Annotated in this window: 18 protein-coding genes; 6 read left to right on the forward strand and 12 right to left on the reverse strand. The window is 74.6% G+C overall.

The annotated features are described in order from the left end of the window. Window positions 1-13 precede the first annotated feature (13 nt). Window positions 14-211, forward strand: coding sequence for a hypothetical protein (locus JD79_RS11340; protein WP_245900024.1), 198 nt, complete (start codon window positions 14-16; stop codon window positions 209-211). Here the strand turns inward: JD79_RS11340 and JD79_RS11345 are convergent. The 6 genes from JD79_RS11345 to mce all read right to left on the reverse strand — a co-directional run bounded on the left by JD79_RS11345 (window position 208) and on the right by mce (window position 6292). Continuing rightward, window positions 208-678, reverse strand: a complete 471-nt coding sequence (locus JD79_RS11345; protein WP_245900025.1) for a class F sortase — start codon at window positions 676-678, stop codon at window positions 208-210. The two genes, JD79_RS11340 and JD79_RS11345, sit on opposite strands and share 4 nt — an antisense overlap. 197 nt (window positions 679-875) lie before the next feature. Next, entirely contained in the window at window positions 876-1736 is an 861-nt protein-coding gene (locus tag JD79_RS11350) for a DUF4397 domain-containing protein (protein WP_245900026.1), read from the reverse strand. A 117-nt stretch (window positions 1737-1853) separates the two neighbouring features. Next, window positions 1854-2669 (reverse strand): hypothetical protein, encoded by an 816-nt coding sequence (locus tag JD79_RS11355; protein ID WP_146220425.1) that lies wholly within the window; start codon window positions 2667-2669, stop codon window positions 1854-1856. A 165-nt stretch (window positions 2670-2834) separates the two neighbouring features. After that, complete coding sequence (locus tag JD79_RS11360) at window positions 2835-4238, reverse strand: hypothetical protein (RefSeq protein WP_110005593.1); 1404 nt, start codon at window positions 4236-4238, stop codon at window positions 2835-2837. A gap of 156 nt (window positions 4239-4394) precedes the next feature. Then, the gene (gene ccrA / locus JD79_RS11365) at window positions 4395-5726 is read right to left on the reverse strand and encodes a crotonyl-CoA carboxylase/reductase (protein WP_110005594.1); all 1332 of its coding nucleotides are present in this window, start codon (window positions 5724-5726) and stop codon (window positions 4395-4397) included. A gap of 110 nt (window positions 5727-5836) precedes the next feature. Further along, on the reverse strand, window positions 5837-6292 hold the full coding sequence (gene mce / locus JD79_RS11370; protein WP_245900027.1) for a methylmalonyl-CoA epimerase: 456 nt from the start codon (window positions 6290-6292) through the stop codon (window positions 5837-5839). A 220-nt stretch (window positions 6293-6512) separates the two neighbouring features. Between mce and JD79_RS11375 the strand changes: the two genes are divergently transcribed. The 5 genes from JD79_RS11375 to JD79_RS11395 all read left to right on the forward strand — a co-directional run bounded on the left by JD79_RS11375 (window position 6513) and on the right by JD79_RS11395 (window position 11922). Then, on the forward strand, window positions 6513-7703 hold the full coding sequence (locus tag JD79_RS11375; RefSeq protein WP_110005596.1) for an acetyl-CoA C-acetyltransferase: 1191 nt from the start codon (window positions 6513-6515) through the stop codon (window positions 7701-7703). Next, complete coding sequence (gene meaB / locus JD79_RS11380; protein WP_110005597.1) at window positions 7700-8725, forward strand: methylmalonyl Co-A mutase-associated GTPase MeaB; 1026 nt, start codon at window positions 7700-7702, stop codon at window positions 8723-8725. Before JD79_RS11375 ends, meaB begins: the two co-directional genes overlap by 4 nt. 54 nt (window positions 8726-8779) lie before the next feature. Further along, window positions 8780-10246 (forward strand): phytoene desaturase family protein, encoded by a 1467-nt coding sequence (locus JD79_RS11385; RefSeq protein ID WP_110005598.1) that lies wholly within the window; start codon window positions 8780-8782, stop codon window positions 10244-10246. Between the two features lie 127 nt (window positions 10247-10373). Continuing rightward, window positions 10374-10919, forward strand: a complete 546-nt coding sequence (locus JD79_RS11390) for a MarR family winged helix-turn-helix transcriptional regulator (protein ID WP_110005599.1) — start codon at window positions 10374-10376, stop codon at window positions 10917-10919. Between the two features lie 34 nt (window positions 10920-10953). After that, complete coding sequence (locus tag JD79_RS11395; RefSeq protein ID WP_110005600.1) at window positions 10954-11922, forward strand: tetratricopeptide repeat protein; 969 nt, start codon at window positions 10954-10956, stop codon at window positions 11920-11922. Here JD79_RS11395 and JD79_RS11400 read toward each other — a convergent pair. The 6 genes from JD79_RS11400 to JD79_RS11425 all read right to left on the reverse strand — a co-directional run bounded on the left by JD79_RS11400 (window position 11919) and on the right by JD79_RS11425 (window position 23251). Further along, window positions 11919-13316, reverse strand: a complete 1398-nt coding sequence (locus tag JD79_RS11400) for a neutral zinc metallopeptidase (RefSeq protein WP_110005601.1) — start codon at window positions 13314-13316, stop codon at window positions 11919-11921. The two genes, JD79_RS11395 and JD79_RS11400, sit on opposite strands and share 4 nt — an antisense overlap. A gap of 76 nt (window positions 13317-13392) precedes the next feature. Continuing rightward, window positions 13393-14760, reverse strand: a complete 1368-nt coding sequence (locus JD79_RS11405; protein ID WP_146220426.1) for a neutral zinc metallopeptidase — start codon at window positions 14758-14760, stop codon at window positions 13393-13395. Window positions 14761-14959: 199 nt separating this feature from the next. After that, a complete protein-coding gene (glgB, locus tag JD79_RS11410) occupies window positions 14960-17869 on the reverse strand; it encodes a 1,4-alpha-glucan branching protein GlgB (RefSeq protein ID WP_110005603.1) in 2910 nt (969 codons plus the stop codon). 72 nt (window positions 17870-17941) lie between these two features. Beyond that, a complete protein-coding gene (locus tag JD79_RS11415) occupies window positions 17942-19330 on the reverse strand; it encodes a maltokinase N-terminal cap-like domain-containing protein (protein ID WP_110005604.1) in 1389 nt (462 codons plus the stop codon). Next, on the reverse strand, window positions 19327-21165 hold the full coding sequence (gene treS, locus JD79_RS11420; protein ID WP_245900028.1) for a maltose alpha-D-glucosyltransferase: 1839 nt from the start codon (window positions 21163-21165) through the stop codon (window positions 19327-19329). The genes JD79_RS11415 and treS overlap by 4 nt, the downstream gene beginning before the upstream one ends. A gap of 58 nt (window positions 21166-21223) precedes the next feature. After that, window positions 21224-23251: an alpha-1,4-glucan--maltose-1-phosphate maltosyltransferase gene (locus tag JD79_RS11425; RefSeq protein ID WP_110005606.1), complete on the reverse strand. Its 2028-nt coding sequence runs from the start codon at window positions 23249-23251 to the stop codon at window positions 21224-21226. Window positions 23252-23377 lie beyond the last annotated feature (126 nt).

Raw genomic sequence — 23377 nt, forward strand, 5'->3', positions numbered from 1 at the left:
GGTCGTCCGTCGCGTGACCGGGGCGGCGACCGGCAAGACCTACCGCTGCCCGGGCTGCGACCAGGAGATCCGCCCCGGGACGCCGCACGTGGTCAGCTGGCCGGCCTACGCCCGCGACTCCGACCTCGAGCCCTGGGACACCGACTCCGCCGCGGACCGGCGCCGCCACTGGCACACCGCCTGCTGGTCGGCCCGCGACCGCCGTCGCTAGGCGGCGAGCCGCGCGAAGACGACGACGTTGTCCTCGTAGCTGCGGGCGGCGCGGTCGAAGTCGCCGCCGCAGGTGACCAGCCGCAGCTGCGCGTCCCCTGTCGGCCCGTAGACGGCGTCGGTGGGGAAGGCGTCCTTCGGGTGCCGCTCGACCCGGGTGACGGCGAAGGTCACGGTGCTGCCGTCGGCGCGGTCGACGAGCACCTCGTCGCCGCCGGTGAGCTCGCGCAGGCGGGCGAAGACCGCCGGCCCCCGGGAGGAGTCCACGTGCCCGGCGAGCACGGCCGGGCCGACGTCCCCGGGTGCCGGGCCGCCGGCGTACCAGCCGGCCGTCGCGAAGTCCGCCGGTGCCTCCAGCGCCCCGGTCGCGTCGAGGCCGAGGTCGACCAGGCCGCTGTCGAGCCCGATGGCCGGCACCCGCAGCCGCGCGGGCGGCACCGCGGCGGCGGCCGGCTGCGGGGCGAGCACGACCGGTCCCGGGACGGTCGCCGTCGCGGCGGCCGTCCCGGTGGCGCCCCGAGGGGGAGCGGGAGGCCAGGTCAGGGCGACCGCCGCGACCGCCAGGGCGAGGACGGCGAGGACCGGCCGCAGGACGCCGAGGCGCGTCCAGCGGGGAGCGCGGTGCCGCGACCGGCTCGCTGCAGCGCGGTGGCGGGCCGCCCGCGTCACCGGCGTCGGCGCTCGGCGGCGTGCCGCCCGGGGGCCCGGGCCGCCGTGGTGAGCAGGAACAGCCCGGCGCCGCCGGCGAGCACGACGCCCGCGGCCGCGGTGGCGAGCGGGAGGGACGAGGCGCCCGCCGTGCCGCCCCCGCCGGCCTCGACCCCGCCGGTCGGCACCACGCCGGGGCTCGCGGCGTCCAGCGCGGCCCGGACGGTCAGCCCGCCCCCGGGGCGGTCGAGCACCAGCACGCTGTACACCGAGCCGGCTGCCACCTCCAGGGGCAGGTCGGTGGCCTCGCCACCCTCGGGGGTCACGGTGACCGACGTGGCGCCCGCGGGGACGTCGACGTAGCCCGTGGCGTCGGCGAAGGCGAGGTCGGTGGCGACCGCGGGCCCGCCCGGGACCGCGACGTCGAGGGTCTGCGCACCGGCCGCCGCGGCGATGACCCGCAGCCGCGCGCTGCCCGCCGGCGGCGGGGTCAGGTCGTCCTCGAGCACCGCCAGACCCAGGTCGGCGAAGGGCCCGACACCGGCGACCGTGTGCGCGCTGTCCGCGTCGACCTGCACCGTCGTGGACAGCACCGGCGGGCTGGCCGGGTCGGCGCCGGCTCCGCGCATGCTGATCGCATAGGTACCGGGTGGCACCGGCTGGTACTCCGAGACCGTGCCGTAGCCGACCGCGGGGAACACCTGGGCGGCGGCGGGGTCGGCGACCGAGTCGACGTAGACGTCGACGGCGGGGGTGTCGGGGGACAGGTGCGCCAGCCGGAGCAGGCCGTCCTCGGCCGCGGCGGCCGTCGTCACGGGCAGCCCGGCGACGGCCGCCGTCACGGCCACCACCGTGAGGACCCGGCTCGTCCTGGTCACGCGCGCCTCCGGTGCAGGTCGGACCCGCGGCGGGCGCCGCAGGGTCGTCGGGGGGTCCTCAACGTCTACCTCGTCCGTCCCGCGCCCGCACCCGCACCGGTGCCGCCGGGCGCGCCGTCACCGGGTGGCGCCGCTCACGAGCGCGTCGGGACCGGAGACGTAGCGGAAGGACACCAGCACGCCGGCGTCGGTCACCTCGACGTCGTCGGGGGCGTAGGGCGGCAGCTGCGCCGCCAGCCAGGAGCGCAGCCGCTCGGTGGCCGCGGGATCGCCGGGCACCGGTGCGTCCCCCATCGCGTCGAGGAGGACACGACGGGCCGGGGACGCGCTGCCCTCCTCGCCGGGCAGCGCGGGGAAGGCCGCGATGCCGACGCCGTCGGAGGCTGTCACTGCGGCCAGCAGGGCGAGCAGCCGCGCGTCCACGGTGGCGTCCTGCAGCACGGTCGCGGCCGCGCCGTCGGCCCGGGTGGTCGGGTTGGCCAGCAGCGCCCCGGCCAGCGAGCGCAGCCGGTCCAGCTCCTCGGCCGTCGGCTCGGCGGGCGCCGGGTCGACGACCAGCAGCCGGCTGCCGTCCCCGTACCGGTCGAAGCCGGCGACGACCCGCGCCCGGGGAGGAGCGGTGCCGACGACGGCGAGCAGCGTGCCTGCCGGGACGCCGTCCTCGGCCGGGCGCAGCCGGTCGGCCGGGACGCCGGCGTCGGTGAGCTCCCGCCGGACGGCTGCCGGGGCGGCCACGTCCGTCGTCCCCGGCAGGGCCGCGTCGAGCCACGCGGTCACCGGGCCGCCGTCGACCGGTGACGGCGACGTCACCGACGACGACGTCGCCGTCACCGGGTCCGCCGCCGGCGGGTCGGCGCTCCCGAGGGCGGCCGGGACCAGCCCCGCGCCGCCCACGAGGGCCGCCAGCCCGAGGCCGAGCAGGGACCCGCGCACGGCGGGGCGCCGCGGGCCCGAGGGCCCGGCGCGGTGTCGGTGCCGGGGGACGACCCGTGCGACCGGACGCGCCTCCGGACCGGCGCCATCCGGTCCGGCGTCGTCTGGCACGTGTCCTCCCTACCGCGCCCCGCTCCGCGGCGCGCGGGCAGGACGGGCGGGAGGTCAGCGACGCCCGGGGACCGCCGGCTGGCCGCCGGTGTCGGTGGGGCGGCCGGCGTCCACGGCGGGCTGCACGGCGGTCGGCGGGCCCTCGGGGTCCGCAGCGGCCTCCGACGGCTGCGGCAGGCGCGAGGAGCCCCCCGCGTGCCGGCCCTCATCCTGGCCCACGCTGTGCACCGGCCGGATCTGCTGCGTCTCGGTGGGGTCGGGACCCTCGGGCCGCGACTGCGCGGGCTGCTGCACGGCCGGCTGGGTCGGCGGCGACGCCGGGCGGGTGGGCTGCCGGGCGGCGGCGGCCTCACCGGCGGGCGCGTCCGTGGGGCGCGCGTGCGGCGTGGGGCGCGGCGGCACGGCCTGGCCGCCGGTCTGCGGGCCGACCGCGCGCTGCATCCCGGTCTGCGGGCCCACGGCGGGCTGGACCAGCGTCCGCGGCTCCCCGGAGGGGCGGCCGACGGCCGGCTGCACCGCCGTCGGCGGGTCCTGGCTCTCGCGGCGAGCTGCCGGCTGGTCCTGCGGTGCCGGGGCGGCAGTGGCCGGCTGCTGCGGCGCGGCCGGCGGGCGCGGGGCCTGCTGCGGCTGCTGGGCGGCCGGTTGCTGGGGCTGCGGGCGGTCGGCCAGGTCGGGCAGCGCGGACAGCACGCGGCGGGCCTCGGTGAGCCGGGCGGTGAGCTCGTCGCGCACCCGGCGGACGGCCGCGGCACGGGCCTCGGCGTCCCCGACGACGGCGGCGGCGTGCGCCTCCGCGGCGGCGACCCGCTCCTGCGCGGCCCGCACCGACTGCTGGTCGCGCTCCTCCTCGATGCGGGCGGCCTCGGCGCGGCGGGCCCGCTGCGCGATCTCGAAGTCCTCCTCGATCTTGGCGCGGCGGGCCTGCGACTCGGCGTCGAGCCGGGCGACCTTCTCCTGCGCCTTCGCCACCAGCTCGTCGGCGCGGATCTGCGCCTTGCTGGCGATCTGCTCGGCGTTCTGGCGGGCCTCGGCGAGCATCCGCTCGACCTCGGCCTGGCCGGCCGCGTGGCGCTCGAGCATCGCGCGCTCCTCGGCGGCGGTCTGCTCGCGCAGCGCGCGGGCCTCCTGCTCGGCGGCCGCCCGGATGTCGGCGGCCTCCTCCTCGGCCAGCCGGAGCATGTGCGAGATGCGCTCGCTCATGTTCTCGAACGTGGCCGGGCCCTGGTTGGCGGCCTTGCGGCGCAGCTGGTCGATCTCCGCGTGCATCGACGAGAGCTGGCCGGCGAGATCGGCGGACCGGCCGACCGCCGCGTCCCGGTCGGCCAGCGCCACCCGGATGTCGGCCTCGAGGCGCTCGATGGTCTCGGCCACCTGGTGGCGGTCGTAACCCCGCAGCACCACGTCGAACGAGTGCTGCGCCTCGCGCATCGGCAGCAGGTCGCGGCGGGGATCGGTCATGCGGTCATCCTCGCAGAGTCGGGGGAGGGGCGTCAGCGTGTCGGACGGGGCCGGCCGGTGCCGGACCAGGAGTCCCCGGCCGCGCCCCGTCCCTCAACGAGGCGGTCCCCCCCGGGGTGCCCGGGCGCCGGAGCCGGCGCCCGGGCAGCGGCGTCGCTACACGCCGCGGAAGCGGTTGATCGCGGACAGGTGCTTCTCGCGCTTCTCGGCGTCCTTGACGCCGAGGCCCTCTTCGGGGGCGAGGGTCAGCACGCCGACCTTGCCCTGGTGGAGGTTGTGGTGGACGTCGTAGGCGGCCTGCCCGACGTCCTCCATGGCGTAGGTCTTCGACAGGGTCGGGTGGATCAGGCCCTTGTCGATGAGCCGGTTGGCCTCCCACGCCTCCTTGTAGTTGGCGAAGTGCGACCCGACGATCCGCTTGAGGTTCATCCACAGGTAGCGGTTGTCGTAGGAGTGCATGTAGCCGCTGGTGGAGGCGCAGGTGACGATCGTGCCGCCCTTCTTGGCGACGTAGACGGATGCGCCGAAGGTCTCCCGGCCGGGGTGCTCGAAGACGATGTCGACGTCGTCGCCGCCGGTGAGCTCGCGGATCCGCTTGCCGAAGCGCTGCCACTCCTTCGGGTCCTGGGTCTGCTCGTCCTTCCAGAACCGGTAGCCCTCGGCGGAGCGGTCGATGACCAGCTCGGCGCCCATCGTGCGGACGATGTCGGCCTTCTCGGGGCTGGACACGACGCAGACGGGGATGGCGCCGCCGTTGAGGGCCATCTGGGTCGCGTAGGAGCCCAGGCCGCCGGAGGCGCCCCAGATCAGGACGACGTCGCCCTGCTTCATGCCCGCGCCGTTGCGCGACACCAGCTGCCGGTAGGCGGTGGAGTTGACCAGCCCGGGGGCGGCCGCCTCCTCCCAGGACAGGTGCGCGGGCTTGGGCATCAGCTGGTTGGACTTGACCAGCGCGAGCTCGGCCAAGCCGCCGAAGTTGGTCTCGAAGCCCCAGATCCGCTGCTGCGGGTCCATCATCGTGTCGTCGTGGCCGGCCGGGTCCTCCAGCTCCACCGACAGGCAGTGGGCCACGACCTCGTCGCCGGGCTTCCACCGGTTCACGCCCGGACCCACCTTCAGGACGACGCCGGCCAGGTCCGAGCCCACCACGTGGTAGGGCAGGTCGTGCCGCTTGGTGAGGTCGTTCTGCCGGCCGTAGCGCTCCAGGAACCCGAAGGTGCTGACCGGCTCGAAGATCGACGTCCAGACGGTGTTGTAGTTCACCGACGACGCCATCACGGCCACGATCGCCTCCCCGGGGCCGAGCTCCGGGGTGGGGACCTCCTCCACGTGGAGGGACTTGCGGGGGTCCTTCTCCTTGGCCGGCATGCCGGCGAACATGTCCTGCTCGTCCTTGCGGACGAGGACCGCCCGGTAGGACTCCGGCACCGGCAGCCCGCCGATGTCGGCCAGCTGGTCGGCGAGGATGGCGTCCCTGATCTCGTCCACGTGACACTCCCGGGTCTTCGTCGGCTCGGAGGGCGGAGGGGCGGTGCGGGCGCAGGTTACCGAGCGGTAACCGGCGGGTGGTGCGGTGGTCCGGGGGAGGCCCCGGCCGGTCAGTGCGCGCTGCGGGCGGGCTCGACGAGCTCGACCAGGACGCCGCCGGCGTCCTTGGGGTGCACGAAGTTGACCCGGCTGCCGGAGGTCCCGCGCCTCGGCACGTCGTAGAGCAGGCGCAGGCCGCGCTCGCGGAGGGTGGCGCCGACCGCCTCGACGTCGTCGACGCGGAAGGCGAGCTGCTGCAGGCCCGGGCCCGAGCGGCCGATGAACTTCGCGATCGTGGACTCCGGCGTCAGCGGCGCCAGGAGCTGGATGCGGGTGTCCCCGGAGCCGACGGCGAGCATCGCCTCGCGGACGCCCTGCTCCTCGTTGGTCTCCTCGTGCACCGACCGCACGCCGAAGGCCTGGGCGTAGAAGGCGATCGCCTCGTCGAGGTCGGGCACGGCGATGCCCACGTGGTCGATCGTGGTGAACAGCTCGGCGGGCAGACCCGCGGGCGCGTCAGCGGTCACCGCGTCATCCTGACGCAAGACGTCTGAGACGACTCCTGCGGGTGGCCTTTCTCACAGGCCCGGGAGCCCGTCGCGGCGGCGTCCCACCGGTCGGGCCGTCGACCCGGTTGGAGAACCGATCTATCCTTCCGGCAAGCCCTGTCGCCGTGGCCCGTGCACCTCTCGCGGGTGCGGCCCGACCCGCGGTCGCCAGCGTCGGCGACACGCTCCTGGAGGCAGCATGTCCCGCTCGGTCATCGTCGGTGGCGCCCGGACCCCCATGGGCCGGCTCCTCGGCTCGCTCAAGGACTTCTCGGCCGCCGACCTCGGTGGCATCGCGATCAAGGCGGCGCTGGAGCGCGCGGGCATCACCGGCGACCAGGTCGAGTACGTGATCATGGGGCAGGTGCTGCAGGCCGGGGCCGGGCAGAACCCCGCGCGCCCCGCGGCCGTGGCCGCCGGCATCCCGATGTCCGTGCCGGCGATGACCGTGAACAAGGTCTGCCTCTCGGGCATGAGCGCCATCGCGATGGCCGACCAGCTCATCCGCGCCGGCGAGTTCGACGTCGTCGTGGCCGGCGGTCAGGAGTCGATGACCCAGGCGCCGCACCTGCTGCCCAGCTCCCGCACCGGCACCAAGTACGGGGACGCGAGGCTCGTCGACGCCATGGCGCACGACGGGCTGTCGGACACCTTCGACCAGGTCGCCATGGGCGAGCTGACCGAGCGGGCGAACAGCCGCTACGACCTGACCCGCGAGGAGCAGGACGCCTTCGCCGCCGAGAGCCACCAGAAGGCGGCGCGCGCGGGGAAGAACGGGATCTTCGAGGAGGCGATCACCCCGGTGCTGATCCCGCAGCGCAAGGGTGACCCGATCGAGTTCCGCGACGACGAGGGCGTCCGCCCCGACACCACGGTGGAGACCCTCTCGCGGCTCAAGCCCGCCTTCGCCGAGGACGGCACCATCACCGCGGGCACCGCCTCGCAGATCTCCGACGGCGCCTGCGCGGTCGTCGTGATGTCCGCGGAGAAGGCCGCCGAGCTCGGTCTGACCCCGATCGCCGAGATCGGCGCGCACGGCGTCGTCGCCGGACCGGACGCGACGCTGCAGAGCCAGCCGTCCCGGGCGGTCCAGAAGGCGTGCGAGCGCGAGGGCATCGACCCGGAGGACCTCGACCTCGTCGAGTTCAACGAGGCCTTCGCCGCGGTCGCGATCGTCTCCACCCGCGAGCTCGGCATCGACCCGGAGAAGGTCAACCCCAACGGCGGCGCCATCGCGCTGGGCCACCCGATCGGCATGAGCGGCGCCCGTGTCGTGCTGGACGTGGCGCTGGAGCTGCGCCGCCGCGGTGGCGGCGTCGGTGCCGCCGCGCTGTGCGGCGGTGGCGGCCAGGGGGACGCGCTGATCCTGCACGTGCCCGCCCCCGCGTGAGCGAGTCCCCTCAGGGGACGGCTGTACGGACGCCCGGCCCCGTCGCCCCTCGCGGGCGGCGGGGCCGGCGCGCTGTCGACGTCCCCGACCTGGTCGCCCGCGCCCGCGACGGCGAGGCCCGCGCGGTGGCGCGGCTGATCTCGCTGGTCGAGGACGCGAGCCCGGTGCTGCGCGAGGTGGCCGCCGCGCTGGCCCCGCACACCGGACACGCCCAGGTGCTCGGCCTGACCGGGTCGCCGGGCGTGGGCAAGTCCACGACGACGACGGCGCTCGTGCGCGCCCTGCGTGCCGCCGGCAAGCGCGTCGGCGTGCTCGCCGTCGACCCGTCGTCGCCGTTCTCCGGCGGGGCGCTGCTCGGCGACCGGGTGCGGATGCAGGACCACGCCGGCGACCCCGGGGTCTACATCCGCTCGATGGCCTCCCGCGGGCACCTCGGCGGGCTGGCGTGGGCGACCCCGCAGGCGCTGCGCGTCCTCGACGCCGCCGGCTGCGACGTCGTGCTCGTCGAGACCGTCGGTGTCGGGCAGTCGGAGCTGGAGATCGCCTCCCTCGCCGACACCACGCTGGTGCTCCTCGCGCCGGGCATGGGCGACGGCATCCAGGCGGCGAAGGCCGGGATCCTCGAGGTCGCCGACGTGCTCGTCGTCAACAAGGCCGACCGCGACGGCGCCGACTCCACGGTGCGGGACCTGCGGTACGCGCAGTCCCTGGGCGGGCGGCACGCCGGCGCCGGTGTGTGGAAGCCGCCGATCTGCCGGACGGTCGCCTCCCGCGACGAGGGGGTCGACCGCGTGCTCGAGCGGATCGAGGAGCACCACCGGTGGCTCACCGGGACCGGCGAGGGCGCCCGCCGCCGGGCCGAGCGGGCCGCCCGCGAGATCGAGGCCATCGCGCTGGCCGGACTGCGGGCACGCATGGGCGAGGTGCGGGGCTCAGCGGCGCTGGCCGCGCTGGCCGGCGAGGTGGTGGCGGGGCAGACCGACCCCTACCGCGCGGCGGACCGGCTCCTCGCCTCCCTGTGACCGCGCAGCCCTGACCTCCGCCGGGGAGACTGGCGACGTGGACGGGCTGGGGCAGTGAACGGCAAGCCGGACGCCGTCGTCGTCGGAGCGGGACCCAACGGCCTGGCCGGCGCCCTCCGGCTGGCCGCCGCGGGGCTGCGGGTGCAGGTGGTCGAGGCGGCGGACAAGCCGGGCGGCGGCATGCGCACCGAGGAGCTGATGCGGCCGGGGTACCGGCACGACGTCTGCTCGATCGTGCAGCCGATGGCCGCGGCGGCCCCGTTCTTCCGCGAGTTCGACCTGGCCAGCCGCGGCGTCCGCCTGGTGCAGCCGGAGGTCACCTTCGCGCACCCGCTCGACGGTGGGCGCGCCGCGGTGCAGTACCGGTCGCTGGAGGAGACGGCGGCCGCGCTGGGCCCCGACGGGGACGCCTACCGCCGCCTGTTCGAGCCGCTCGTCGAGCACGGGCAGGACGTCGTCGACTTCTTCCTCATGTCGGCGCTGCGCCGGCCGCCGACGCGCAGCGTGCCGCAGGTCGTGCAGTTCGGGCTCAACGGGCTGCCCAACGTCCGCTGGCTGGCGAACCGGTACTTCGAGACCGAGGGCGCCCGCGCGATGCTCGCCGGGGCCGCCGCGCACGGCATGCTCGACCTCAGCCAGCCGCTCACCTCCGCGCTCGGGATGCTGCTGACGATGCTCGGCCACCACGTCGGCTGGCCGCTGATCGAGGGCGGGTCGCAGAACCTCGCCGACGCCATGGTGACCGCCCTGGAGCAGCAGGGCGGCGAGGTGGTCACCGGGCACCACGTCACCGACCTGCGCGAGTTCGACGGCGTGCCGGCCGTGCTGCTCGACACCGCGCCCGAGGCGTTCGTGACGATGGCCGGCGACCGGCTGAACGAGGGCTACCGCCGGTGGGTGCGGCGGTACAAGCACGGTGCCGGCGTCTTCAAGATCGACTGGATCCTGTCCGAGCCGGTGCCGTGGACCAACCCCGAGGTCCGCCGCGCCGGGACCCTGCACGTCGCCGGGACGCTGGAGGAGACCCTCGCCGGGGAGCGGGCGCCCAACCGGAACGAGATCACCGACCGGCCGTACGTGCTCGCCGTCCAGCCGACCGTGCCCGACCCGACCCGCGCGCCCGACGGCGGCCACGTCTTCTGGGCCTACGTGCACGTGCCCCACGGCTCCGACGTCGACATGACCGCCGCCATCGAGGACCAGGTCGAGCGCTTCGCCCCGGGCTTCAAGGACACGGTCGTCGACCGGGCCACGAAGAACGCCGTGCAGATGGAGGCGTGGAACCCCGCCTACATCGGAGGGGACATCTCCAACGGCCAGGCGACCCTCCGGCAGATGCTCTTCCGCCCGGTGCCCCGCTGGAACACGTACAAGACCCCGGTGCCGGGCGTCTACATGGCCTCGTCGGCCACCCCGCCCGGGCCCGCGGTGCACGGCGCCTGCGGGGACAACGCCGCCCGCGTGGCGCTGCGCGAGGTCTTCGGCGTCCGCGAGGTGCCGCGCCTCCGCCCCGCGGCCTGACCCCGCCCGGTGTCGACCTGCGGTCGTCTCGGCGCGCCGGGGACGACACCAGGCCGGCACGGCGCGTCCGGGTGACCACTCGGTGCGCCGGGCGGGGGTGGGGCGGGTGGCAGGTAGCGTCGGGCGCATGGTCCGGGCGCTGGGGCTGCCGTTCGACCCGATCGAGCGCGCGGGGGAGACCTGGGAGCACCGCTTCGGTCCGGCGTCGGCGATGCGCGCGGCGACGTCGGTGTTCCGCGTGCAGCAGATCCTGCTCGCCCGCTTCGACGAGGTGCTGCGCCCGCACGGGCTGACCTTCGCCCGCTACGAGGTCCTCGTCCTGCTGACCTTCAGCCGTACCGGGCAGCTGCCGCTCAAGGTCATCGGCAGCCGGCTGATGGTGCACCCGACCAGCGTCACCAACGCCATCGACCGGCTCGTGGCCGCCGGGTTCGTCGACCGCCGGCCCAACCCCGCCGACGGCCGCGGCGTCCTGGCCGGGATCACCGACCGCGGGCGCGCGGTGGTCGACGTCGCCACCGAGCAGCTCATGGCGCTCGACTTCGGTCTCGGCGACCTGCCGGAGGCCGAGCGGGCGACGCTGTTCGAGCTCCTCAAGCGCGTCCGCATCGGCGCCGGCGACGTCGCCGACCGTGTCGCCGGCAGGGACCCCGCCCCGTCCGCCGAGGGCTGACACCGCACCCGCCGGCCGGTGGGATCATGGGGGCATGCAGCCCACCCGTCCCGGACGCCCCGACCCGCGCGCGCAGGCCCAGCAGGCACAGCTGGCCGCCTCCCTGGCCGGTGCGGTCGACCTCGCCGCCGTCAAGGCGCGCTCCGAGGCCGCCGCGCGGGCCCAGGCCGCCCCGCCGCCGAGCGCCGCGGCCCCCGCGGGCGCGCCCGGCTCGGCCGTCGTCGACGTCACCGAGGCCACCTTCCAGACCGAGGTCCTGGACCGCTCGTTCCAGGTGCCGGTCGTCCTCGACCTGTGGGCCGAGTGGTGCGGTCCCTGCAAGCAGCTGTCCCCGGTCCTCGAGCGGCTGGCCGCGGAGGGCGGCGGCTCGTGGGTGCTGGCCAAGGTCGACGTCGACGCCAACCCGGCGCTGGCCCAGGGCCTGCGCGTGCAGGGCATCCCGGCGGTCAAGGCCGTCTGGCAGGGCCAGCTGGTCGCCGAGTTCACCGGCGCCATCCCCGAGGAGCAGGCCCGCCAGTTCGTCACCGAGCTGGTGCGCGCCACCACCGGCGGTGCCGTGCCCGAGGCGGGGGAGGGCGAGGACGAGGGCCTCGACGACCCGCGCCTGGACGCCGCGGAGGCGGCGCTGGAGCGCGGTGACCTGGAGGCCGCCGAGGCCGCCTACGCCTCGATCCTCGAGACCGAGCCCGACCACCCGGTCGCCGGGCTCGCGCTGCGCCAGGTGCAGCTGTTCCGCCGCGCCGACGCGGCCGGCCCCGACGCGCTGGCCCGCGCCGACGCCGCCCCCGACGACGTGGCCGCCCAGACCCGCGCCGCGGACTTCCTGCTGGGCACCGGGGACGTCGAGGGCGCCTTCACCCGCCTGGTCGACGTCGTCCGGCGCACCGCCGGCGAGGACCGCGAGCAGGCGCGCAGGCACCTGGTCGAGCTGTTCGGCGTGGTCGGCGACGCCGACCCCCGGGTCGTCGCCGCCCGGCGCCAGCTGATGCTGGCCCTCTACTAGACCCCGACGTCGCAGCTGGCCGCGCCGTTGAGGAAGCCGGCGCGGAACAGGTCCACGAGGCGGAAACCGGTCAGCTCGGTGTCGGCCAGCACGTCGGGGTCGTTGCCGTACTCGAGGAGGAAGAGCACGCTCTCGTCGATGTCCCCGGGGGAGATCGTCACCGACTCCAGCTGCCCGTTGTAGACCTGCGCGGAGTACCAGCCGGTCAGGCACACCGCCGACTGCAGCGCGTCGGTGTCGTCGGTGGACAGGTCGAGCTGGTCGCGGGCCGACAGCGCGTACGGGATCGCCACCCCGGTGACGACGGCGTAGTCGCCGAGCTCGTACACCTGCCGGGCGAAGTCCCCGTCGTAGGCGACCAGCCCCTCGCCCCCGTCCCCGCCGTCGGGGCAGTAGACGAGCGCGACGTCGGACGGGGCGCAGTCGGGCGGGCCGGTGGTGTCCTCCAGCTGCGGCGCGGTGAAGGTGCCGTCGAGCACCTGCTCGAAGGCGCGGGTCCAGAACTCCGGCAGCGAGTTGGCGATGATGCTCTCGGTGTCGGGGAAGGGGGCGTTGCCGCGGTTCTCGAAGTCGGTGTCGCTCGTGAACTCGCCCTGGGTGAAGACGCGGTCGGGGCCGTAGCGGTCGCGGCAGGCCCCCGCGCCGTCGTCGAACCCCTCCTGGAAGGCCGAGACCCGGTCGAAGTAGGAGCCGTGGGCCTGCTGCTCTCCGGTGCCGGTGCCCACCGGGTCGCGCAGCAGGAAGTAGCCGGCCAGCAGCTGGTCGAGGTCACCGGTGTCGATGGAGGAGAACTCGGCGTTGCCGTCGGCCACCCACGCCGTCCACGAGCCGGCCAGGCAGTCGGCCTGCGTCTCGGTGGCGATCGAGGTCTCCGGGTAGCCCACGCGCGCCTGCACGGCGTGGCCGAACTCGTGCGCCATCACCAGCTGCGGCAGCACCTCGCCGTAGCGCGAGGCCAGCTCGCCGAGGAAGGCGCGGTCGTAGCTGATCGAGTCGGAGTTCGGCACGCCGCCCTGCGAGCAGTAGAAGGCGTTGTTCTCCAGGTCCTGCGGGTCGGTGCCGCAGCCGATCCCGTCGGGGTAGAGCGACGGGTCGACGTCGTTCGGGTCGACGCTGAAGAAGCCGCCGGTGAGCGGCTCGAAGGTCTGGCCGAAGACGTCGGGGAAGGCGGCCGACCAGTACGTCTCCAGGTCGGCCAGTGCGTTGCGCGCAAGGGTGTCGATCGGCCCGTCGGTCGCGCCGACGACCGTCAGCGTCCCGGCGTCGACCGACGCCGACGGCGCGCCCCGGGAGCTGGGCTGGCCGATGACGACGTAGGAGCACGCCGACGTCAGCAGGACGCCGAGTGCCAGGAGCGCGGTCAGTGCGCCCCGGGAGCGCGGAGGGGTGTCCATCGCAGGCCCCGTACCCGCGACCGGCCTGCGTGAACGCCGGCGGCGCCCGCCCCGCGCGGGGCGGGCGCCGCCGGGGCTACAGGCCGATCTGGCAGCCGGCGCCGCCGTCGAGGAAGCCGTCGCGGAAGGCGTCGACCATCTCGAAGCCGGAGAGCTCGGTGTTGGGGAAGACGCCCTCCTCCTGGCCGTACGTCAGCAGGAAGACGGCCGCCTCGTCGACGTCGCCGGGCGACAGGGAGCCGACGTCGGCGAAGTCGCCGGTCCAGAACCGGCCCGCGTACCAGCCGGTCAGGCAGACCGCGGAGCTGACCGCGGTGGCGTCGTCGATGGACAGGCCCAGCTGGGCCCGCGCCGCCTGGGCGTAGGCGAGGGAGACGGCGGTGGCCACCGCGAAGTCGCCGATGCCCTCGTAGGCCGGGCCGAGCAGGTCGGTCTCGTCGACGTAGACGGTGCCGTCGGCCTCGCAGTAGCCGAGGTCGCGGTCCTCGGCGCCCATGTCGCCGCAGTCGGGGGCCGTGCCGTCGAAGACCTCGATGGTCGGCTCGGTGAAGTCCGCGCCCAGGCCCGGGAACACCTGGTCGTAGAACAGCGGCAGGCTCTGCGCGGTCAGCCCGGAGATGTCCTCGTACGGGGCGTTGCCCTCGTTGTCGAAGTCGTCCTGGGTGGTGAACTCGGTGGCGGTGAACAGCCGCTGCTCGGTGAAGTCGTCGCGGCAGGTGCCCACGCCGCCCTCGAAGCCGGCGTAGAAGCCCGACAGCCGGTCGAAGCCCGACCCGTGGGCGCGGTCGTCGTCGGGGGCGAGGCCGACGGGGTCGCGCAGGCCGATGAAGCCGAGGACCACCTGGTCGAGCTCGGAGACGCGCAGGGCGATGTGCTCGGCGTTGCCGTCGACCACCCAGCGGGTGAAGGCGCCGGCCAGGCAGTCGGCCTGGGTCTCGACGACGATCGTCGAGTCGGCGAAGCCGAAGCGGCCCTGCATGGCGTGGCCGATCTCGTGCGCCATGACCGCGGGGCCGAGGTAGGGCCCGTTCTCCGCGCTGAGCTGCTCGAGCAGCGCCCGGTCGTAGGCGACGACGTCGCAGTTGGGGTCGTAGTGCGCGTTGTTGGCCACGCCGTCGGGGGGCTCGGGCGCCCGGGCGCAGCCGATGCCGGTGCTCGGGTAGGCGGACTCGTCGATGTCCGTGGAGTCGACGGAGAAGTAGCCACCGCTGATGGGCTGGTACGGCTCGCCGAAGTACTCCGGGTAGGCCTGGCTCCAGAACGCGTCGAGGTCGGCCAGGGCGTTGCGCGCCAGCCGGTCGGTCTCGGTGTCCGCGGCCCCGGTGATCGGGAACTCGTCGGCGGTGACGTCGACCGGCACGCTCGGTCCGCGGGAGGCGGCGCCGACGACGGTGCTCGAGCAACCGGTGAGCAGCACGCTGCCCACCGCTGCCGCGACTGTCACGCGGCGCAGACCATGCCTCATCGGAGCTGGGGTTCCTTCTCTGCCGGGGTCCCTCGGGACCGGTCCGCGCCCCGGGGCGGCGCGGAGCCGGGCCATGATGCACGGGCAGAGGGGGGTGCGGAACAGGTCCGCGCACGGCAGCGGCCGGACCACTCCCCGAGGGGAGCGGCCCGGCCGCGGGGCCGTCAGAGCCGGGGGGTCACCCCTCGTGCAGCAGCCAGAGGGTGCCCAGCGGCGGCGCGGAGACGGTGGCCGAGAACGGCTGGCCGTGCCAGGGCTCCTCCACCGCGTCGATCCCGCCGTAGTTGCCGACGCCGGAGCCGCCGTAGCCCTCGGCGTCGGTGTTGAGCACCTCACGCCAGCGCCCGCCGCGCGGCAGGCCGATCCGGTAGCCGTGGTGCGGGCTGCCGGAGAAGTTGCACACGACGGCGAGCGCCTGCCCCGGCGTCTGCCCGCCGGCCTCGGCGACCACGGCGTCGGCGCCGGACTCGGCGGCCTCGGTCGGGGTCGGGACGTCGGCCACCTTCGGCCGGCCGTAGCGCAGGAAGGTGATGACGTTGCCCGAGGCGTCGTTGGCGTCGATCCACTGGAAGCCGGCCGGGTCGACGTCGAGCGACCACAGCGCCTCGGTCTCGCGGTAGCGCGCGTTGAGGTCGGTGACCAGCTGCAGCACGCCGCGGTGCGCGGGGTCGTCGAGGTGCCACCAGTCCAGCGAGCGGCTCTCGGCCCACTCGGAGTCCTGCGCGAACTCCGAGCCCATGAACAGCAGCTGCTTGCCCGGGTGCGCCCACATGTAGGCCAGGTAGCCGCGGACGCCGGCCAGCTGCTGCCACCGGTCGCCGGGCATCTTCCGCAGCAGCGAGCCCTTGCCGTAGACGACCTCGTCGTGGCTGATCGGCAGCACGTAGTTCTCGGAGTAGGCGTACATCATCGAGAACGTCAGCTGGTTGTGGTGGTAGCTGCGGTGCACCGGCTGGCGGCCCACGTAGGCCAGCGAGTCGTGCATCCAGCCCATGTTCCACTTGAAGCCGAAGCCCAGGCCGCCCAGGTACGTCGGCCGGGTGACGCCGGGCCAGGCGGTCGACTCCTCGGCGATGGTCACCACGCCCGGCACCTCGCGGTAGATCGTGGCGTTGACCTCCTGGAGGAACGACACCGCCTCGAGGTTCTCCCGGCCGCCGTGCACGTTGGGGATCCACTCGCCGTCCTTGCGCGAGTAGTCCAGGTAGAGCATCGAGGCGACGGCGTCGACCCGCAGCCCGTCGACGTGGAACTCCTCGGCCCAGAACAGCGCGTTCGCGACGAGGAAGTTGCGCACCTCGGTGCGGCCGAAGTTGAACACGAACGTGCCCCAGTCCGGCTGCTCGCCGCGGCGGGGGTCGGCGTGCTCGTAGAGGGCGGTGCCGTCGAAGCGGCCCAGTGCCCAGGCGTCCTTGGGGAAGTGCGCCGGCACCCAGTCGACGATGATGCCGAGGCCGGCCTGGTGGGCGCGGTCGACGAGGTGGCGGAAGTCGTCGGGGCTGCCGAAGCGCGACGTCGGCGCGTAGTAGCTGGTGACCTGGTAGCCCCAGGAGCCGCCGAAGGGGTGCTCGGCGACCGGCAGGAACTCCAGGTGGGTGAACCCGGCGCCGACCGCGTAGTCGACCAGCTGCTCGGCCAGCTCGCGGTAGGACAGCCCCTGCCGCCACGAGCCGAGGTGCACCTCGTAGACGCTCATCGGCCGCTCGTGCCAGTTGCCGCCCTCGCGCGCGGCCAGCCACGCGTCGTCGTTCCACTCGTGGGTGGACTCGACGACGACGGAGGCGTTGGCCGGCGGCACCTCGGTGGCGAAGGCCATCGGGTCGGCCTTCTCCCGCCAGACGCCGTCGGCACCGAGGACGTGGAAGCGGTAGCGGGTGCCCGCCGGCACGCCCGGGACGTAGATCTCCCAGACGCCGATCGCGCCGAGCTGGCGCATCGGGTAGGCGCGGGCCTCCCAGTAGTCGAAGTCGCCGGTGACCTTCACGCCCTGGGCGTTGGGTGCCCAGACGGCGAAGGACACGCCCTCGACGGTGCCGCGCGGGGTCCCGTAGCGCCGCACGTGCGCGCCGAGCACGTCCCACAGCCGCTCGTGCCGGCCCTCGCCGATGAGGTACTGGTCGAGTTCGCCGAGCGTGGGCATCCACCGGTAGGGGTCGTCGACGAGGAAGGTGTCCTCGCCGTAGGTGACCTCGATCCGGTAGTCGCCGGGCTGCTGGGGCAGCGTGGCCTCGTAGATCCCGCCCGGGTGCACCTGCCGGGCCTCGTAGCGGGAGTCGTCCTGGTCGACGACGGCGACGGCGGACGCGTCGGGCCGCAGCGTGCGCACCACCCAGCCGTCACCGGCGGCGTGCGCGCCGAGCACCCGGTGCGGATCGCGCGACCAGCCGTCGACGATCGCGCGCAGGTCCTCCTCGGTGACCTCCTCGGGCGCGTCGTGCTCGCCGCCCCCACCGGCGCCGGAGGTCAGGCCGCCCTCGCCGGCCGACGGCGACGGCGCCTCCGGGGCGGCGACGTCGGTGCCGGGTGCCGGGGCGGGGGAGCCTGCCGCCCCGCTCGCCGGCGTCTGCGTGTCCTCGGCGGGCGCCTGCGGGGTCATGGGCTCGGAGGGGTCGGGGTCCGGCGGCTCGGGCTGCGGCGCCGGCGCGCCCGTGGGAGAGCCCGGCTCGGCGATCGGCGCCGGCGCGACGACCGGCGCGGCGGTGCCGCCCTGCTCGGCGACCGCCTCGCCCGCGGGCGGGGGTGCGGTGGCGGCCGTGCGCGTCGCGCGTTTGCGGGTGGCTTTGACCGGCGCCTCGCCGTCGGCGGCCTTCTTCGCGGCCCGCTTCTTGCGGGGCGCGGCCGGCTCGGCGGCACCGTCGCCCTCGACCGCGGCGACGGCGGCCTTCTTGGCGGGGGCCTTCTTCGCCGCGGCCTTCTTCGCCGGTGCGCGCTTGCGTGCCGGGGTGGCGTTCACGATCGGCTCGCTCTCGGCCGCCTCGGCCTGCCTGGCCCGCTCCTCGACCACCCGCTGCAGCTCGTCCTTGCCGGCCGGCGCCTCGGCGGTCTCGGCGGCCGTCCCGCTCCCGGGTGTCGGGTCGCTCGTCGTCATGGTCGCGATGCCGTCCTCTGTCGTCGTCTGCTGCGTCGTCTGCGTCGTCGTCGTGCTGTCCGCGGCGGGCCCTCAGCCGCCCCCGGCGGCCAGCCGGGAGAGCGACTGCAGCGGGATCATCAGCCAGTTCGGCCGGTTGCGCGCCTCGTAGACGCACTCGTAGACCGCCTTGTCCGCCTCGAACGCCCGCAGGAGGGGGGAGTCCCCGCACGGGTCGATGCCGCTCGACGCCGAGTAGCCGGCGCAGAAGGCACCGCGGTTGCGCACTGCCCACTCCTGCGCCCGGTACGCGCGCTGCGGGTCGTCGGGCTGCTCCACGAGCATGTGCCGCGCGGCGTAGTCGAAGCTGCGCAGCATCCCGGCGACGTCGCGCAGCGGGCTGTCGAGCTGCCGGCGCTCGGCCAGCGGCCGGGCCGGCTCGCCCTCGAAGTCGAGGACCACCCAGCCGGTCGCCGTGCGCAGCACCTGGCCGAGGTGGAAGTCGCCGTGCACGCGCTGGCGCACCACCTCCTCGGCGTTGTCGGCCACCCGGGCGTAGACGGCGCGCAGGCCGGTGAGGTGCTCCTCCAGCTGCGGGACGACGGCCAGCGCGGCCTCCAGCCGGTCGGTCATCGCCCGCGCGGTGGCGGCGAACCACTCGCGGTCGGCCGGCTCGGTGTCCAGCACCCGCGCAAGGTCGGCGTGCACCGACGCGGTCGCCGCGCCCAGCCGCTCGCTGTCGGCGGCGAAGTCGCCGCCCACCTCGTCGGCGTGCAGGTCGCCCTCGGCGTAGAGGTCGCGGACGCTGGCCGTGGCCAGCCGCCACCCGTCGCTGGCGCCCCGGACGAAGGTCTGCAGCATCGCCGCGGTGGCGGGCTCCGCGCCGTCGGGGTCGTCGATCTCGATGTGGCCGAGCAGCGGCGCGATGTGCGGGTTCTCGGTCCGGCGCAGCGCCTCGCCGATCTCGACGTCGGGGTTGAGCCCGGGCTCGAGCCGGCGGAACAGCTTGAAGATGGCGTCCTGGCCGTAGACCAGCGAGGTGTTGCTCTGCTCGGTGGAGACGATGTCGCCGGGCACGCCCTCGGGGATGGTCGCGACGCCCGCCGGGTGGAAGTGCATCGGCCCCACGGTGGAGGCGGCCACCAGGTGCACGAGCCACGGCGGCGTGGCGTCGCGGTCGCGCATCGCGTCGTAGCAGTAGTTCTCGCGGTCCTCGCCGTCGGCGCCCTTGGCCGGGACGGCGCCCACGAACGCCGCGGACAGCTCCTCGTCGGGGTGGGCCCGCCACGACAGCGGCACGAGGTAGGTCTCGCCCGCGCCGTCGGCGTAGGTCACCCGGACCCGGTGCACCGACAGGACGGGCTCGGACCGCGAGAGGAAGAAGCCGTCCTCGCTGACGTCGGCCCACTCGCGGCCCTTGCCCCCGAACCAGCGCTGGTGCGGCATCCACTCGCGCAGGACGTCGGTCAGGGCCTTGCTCATGCGGGTCCTCCGGTGCTCGGCGGGACGTCGTCGCCCGTCCTGGTGTCGCTGTCTCCGGGGATCTCCTCGGCCTCGCTGACCAGGCCGGCGGCCAGCAGGGAGTCGGCGACCGGGCTGGTGGCGGCGGTGTCGGGTCCGGCGGGCTCCTCGACCGGCTCCACCGGGCGGGACAGCTCGAACCAGTAGAAGCCGTGGCCGGCGAGGGTGAGCATGTAGGGCAGCACGCCGATCTGCGGGAACTCGACCCGGCCGGTCAGCTCGATCGGCGTGTGGCCCTCGAAGCGGCGCAGGTCGAGCTCCACCGGCTGGGGGAAGCGGGAGAGGTTGTTGACGCACAGCACGACGTCGTCGCCGAACTCGCGGACGAACGACAGCACCGTGGGGTTGCGCGAGCCGATCTCCTCGTAGGTCCCCAGGCCGAAGGTCGGGTGCTCCTTGCGGACGGCGATCATCCGGCGGATCCACTGCAGCATCGAGTTGGTGTTGCGCAGCTGCGACTCGACGTTGGTGGTCTGGTAGCCGTAGACCGGGTCCTGGTTCAGCGGCAGGTACATCCGCTGCGGGTCGGCGGTGGAGAAGCCGCCGTTGCGGTCCGGCGTCCACTGCATCGGGGTGCGGACGCCGTCGCGGTCACCGAGCCAGATGTTGTCGCCCATCCCGATCTCGTCGCCGTAGTACAGGACCGGCGACCCGGGCAGGCTGAACAGCAGCGCGTTGAACAGCTCGAGGGTGTTGAGGTCGTTCTCCAGCAGCGGCGCCAGCCGGCGGCGGATGCCGATGTTGGCCTTCATGCGGGGGTCCTTGGCGTACTCCGCCCACATGTAGTCGCGCTCCTCGTCGGTGACCATCTCGAGGGTCAGCTCGTCGTGGTTGCGCAGGAAGATGCCCCACTGGCAGTTGTCGGGGATCGGCGGCGTCTGCGCCATGATCTCCGAGATCGGGAACCGCTGCTCCCGGCGGGCGGCCATGAACAGGCGCGGCATCACCGGGAAGTGGAAGGCCATCTGGCACTCGTCGCCGTCCTCGCCGAAGTACTCGACGACGTCGGCCGGCCACTGGTTGGCCTCGCACAGCAGCACGCGGTCGGGGTAGTCCGCGTCGACCACCTTGCGGACGTGCTTGAGGAACTCGTGGGTCTTGGGCAGGTTCTCGCCGTTGGTCCCCTCCTCCTCGAACAGGTAGGGGACGGCGTCGAGGCGGAAGCCGTCGATGCCCAGGTCCAGCCAGTAGCGCAGGGCGTCGATGACCGCCTCCTGCACCGCCGGGTTCTCGAAGTTGAGGTCGGGCTGGTGGGAGAAGAAGCGGTGCCAGAAGTACTGCTTGCGCACCGGGTCGAACGTCCAGTTCGAGCTCTCGGTGTCGACGAAGATGATCCGCGCGTCGGCGTAGCCGGTGTCGTCGTCGGCCCACACGTAGAAGTCGCCGTAGGGGCCCTCGGGGTCACTGCGGCTGGCCTGGAACCAGGGGTGCTGGTCCGAGGTGTGGTTCATGACGAAGTCGATGATCACGCGGATGCCCCGCTGGTGGGCGGCGGCCAGGAACTCCTTGAAGTCCTGGATGTCACCGAACTCCGGCAGGACGGCGGTGTAGTCGCTGACGTCGTAGCCGCCGTCGCGCAGGGGCGAGGCGAAGAACGGCGGCAGCCACAGGCAGTCGACGCCGAGCCACTGCAGGTAGTCGAGCTTGTCCATCATCCCGCGCAGGTCGCCGACGCCGTCGGCGTTGCTGTCGGCGAAGCCACGGACCAGGACCTCGTAGAACACGGCGCGCTTGAACCACAGGGGGTCGGTGCCCCGCGGTGGCAGCGCGGAGCCCCCGTCGGGGGAGTGGGGCACGGGGAGCGTCATCGGTGCGGGGAGCCCTCGCGAGTCGTCGGGACGTGGGGAAGAGGGGTCAGCGGACCGGCGGCGGCCAGGTCACCGGCCGGGGGAGGTGGACCGAGAACACGTGCGCCGGCTCCCAGTAGGGGTCGAGCTCGACGTAGTTGAACTGGCCCCAGTCGTAGCGGGCGCCGGTGATCTCGTCGGTGACGGCGAACCGCTCGTGCCAGTCCAGCCCGAGGGTGGGCATGTCCAGCGACGTCGTCCCGATCTGCCGGTTGGCGCTGTCGAGGGCGCAGACGACGAGGACGGCGTCCTGCGAGCCCGGGTCGGTCTTGGAGAAGCAGATCAGGTTCGGGTTGTCGACGGCGTGGAAGCGCAACGTCCGCAGCTGCTGCAGCGCCGGGTGCGCCCGCCGGACCTCGTTGAGCCGGCGCAGGTAGGGCGCGAGGCTGCGGCCGGCCGCCTCGGCGCCGGCCCAGTCGCGCGGCCGCAGCCGGTACTTCTCGCTGTCGAGGTACTCCTCGCTGCCCGGGCGCACCGCCACGTGCTCGTAGAGCTCGTACCCGGAGTAGACGCCCCAGGTCGGGCTCATCATCGCCGCGAGCACCGCGCGGATCTTGAACATCGGCGGCCCGCCGTACTGCAGGCTCGCGTGCAGGATGTCCGGGGTGTTCACGAAGAAGTTCGGCCGCATGTAGTGCGCGTTGGTCGCCAGCTCGCGGCCGTACTCCTCGATCTCCGCCCGCGCGGTCCGCCAGGTGAAGTACGTGTAGGACTGGGTGAACCCGATCCGCGCGAGCTGGTGCATCATCGCCGGCCGGGTGAAGGCCTCGGCGAGGAAGAGCACGTCGGGGTCGGTCTCCTTGACCTTCCAGATCAGCCAGTGCCAGAAGTCCAGCGGCTTGGTGTGCGGGTTGTCGACGCGGAAGATGCGCACCCCGGCGTCCATCCAGACGCGCACCACCCGCAGCACCTCGGCGTAGAGGCCCTCGGGGTCGTTGTCGAAGTTGATCGGGTAGATGTCCTGGTACTTCTTCGGCGGGTTCTCCGCGTAGGCGATCGTCCCGTCGGGCTTGGTGGTGAACCACTCGGGGTGCTCCGCGACCCACGGGTGGTCCGGCGCGGCCTGCAGCGCGAGGTCGAGCGCAACCTCCATGCCCAGGCCCCGGGTGCGGGTCACGAAGGCCCGGAAGTCCTCCATCGTGCCCAGCTGCGGGTGGACGGCGTCGTGGCCGCCCTCGGCGCTGCCGATGGCCCACGGGGAGCCGACGTCGTCGGGGCCGATCTCGTGCGGGTTGCCGCCGGGGAACTGCGCGGTGTTGGGGCCCTTGCGGTTGACCGTGCCGATCGGGTGGACCGGAGGCAGGTAGACGACGTCGAAGCCCATCTCGGCCACCGCGGGCAGCCGGTCGGACGCGGTCCGGAACGTCCCGTGCGTCGGGACGCCGCCCACGACCGGGCCCTCGGAGCGGGGGAAGAACTCGTACCAGGAGCCGTACAGCGCGCGGGGGCGGTCCACCCACACCTCGTACTCCGGCGTCGGCGTGACCAGCTCGCGCACGGGGTGCTCGTCGAGGTACCGCTGCAGCCCCGTGGCCAGCGCGGGCGCCACCCGGTCGTGCAGCGTGCGGGAGGTGTCGCGCAGCGCGGTCACCGCCTCGGTGACCCGGTCGCGCCACTCCGCGTCGGCGTCCGCGGCCACCCGCTCCAGGAGGCGGGCGCCCTCCTCGAGGTCGTTGGCCAGCTCCCCGGGGCCCTGGCCGGCCTCGATCTTCACCTCGACGGCGTGGTGCCAGGTGGCCAGCGGGTCGCTCCACGCCTCGACGCGGAAGGTCCAGCGGCCCTCCCGGTCGGGCACGACGGTGGTGAGCCAGCGGTCGGGCTCCTCGCCGTAGCGGCGCATCCGGTTGAGCGGCCCGCGGGTGCCGTCGGGAGCGGTCCAGACGACGTCGGCCGCGACGGCGTCGTGGCCCTCGCGGAACACGGTGGCGGTGACCGGCAGGTGCTCGCCGACCACGGCACGGGCCGAGAAGGACCCGCAGGACACGACGGGGGCGACATCGGTGATGCCGAGGCGGAGGTCAGCGCGGCGAGTCATCCCGGCAACGCTATCCAGGTCGGGGACCGGTCACACCTCGGCCGCGGGGGCGGTCGGCCCGGTGCCGGGGCCCGCGGCGGCGGGAGCGCGAGCCGCGAGGGGCGGTGAGGTCCTCCCGCTGACTAG

The organism is Geodermatophilus normandii (assembly GCF_003182485.1).
GTDB lineage: Bacteria > Actinomycetota > Actinomycetes > Mycobacteriales > Geodermatophilaceae > Geodermatophilus > Geodermatophilus normandii.

Coding starts and splice junctions, on each gene's coding strand:
- JD79_RS11360 (WP_110005593.1), bottom strand. CDS start 4,238: ATGACCGATCCCCGCCGCGACCTGCTGCCGATGCGCGAGGCGCAGCAC.
- JD79_RS11375 (WP_110005596.1), top strand. CDS start 6,513: ATGTCCCGCTCGGTCATCGTCGGTGGCGCCCGGACCCCCATGGGCCGG.
- JD79_RS11390 (WP_110005599.1), top strand. CDS start 10,374: ATGGTCCGGGCGCTGGGGCTGCCGTTCGACCCGATCGAGCGCGCGGGG.
- JD79_RS11395 (WP_110005600.1), top strand. CDS start 10,954: ATGCAGCCCACCCGTCCCGGACGCCCCGACCCGCGCGCGCAGGCCCAG.
- JD79_RS11400 (WP_110005601.1), bottom strand. CDS start 13,316: ATGGACACCCCTCCGCGCTCCCGGGGCGCACTGACCGCGCTCCTGGCA.
- glgB (WP_110005603.1), bottom strand. CDS start 17,869: ATGACGACGAGCGACCCGACACCCGGGAGCGGGACGGCCGCCGAGACC.
- JD79_RS11415 (WP_110005604.1), bottom strand. CDS start 19,330: ATGAGCAAGGCCCTGACCGACGTCCTGCGCGAGTGGATGCCGCACCAG.
- JD79_RS11425 (WP_110005606.1), bottom strand. CDS start 23,251: ATGACTCGCCGCGCTGACCTCCGCCTCGGCATCACCGATGTCGCCCCC.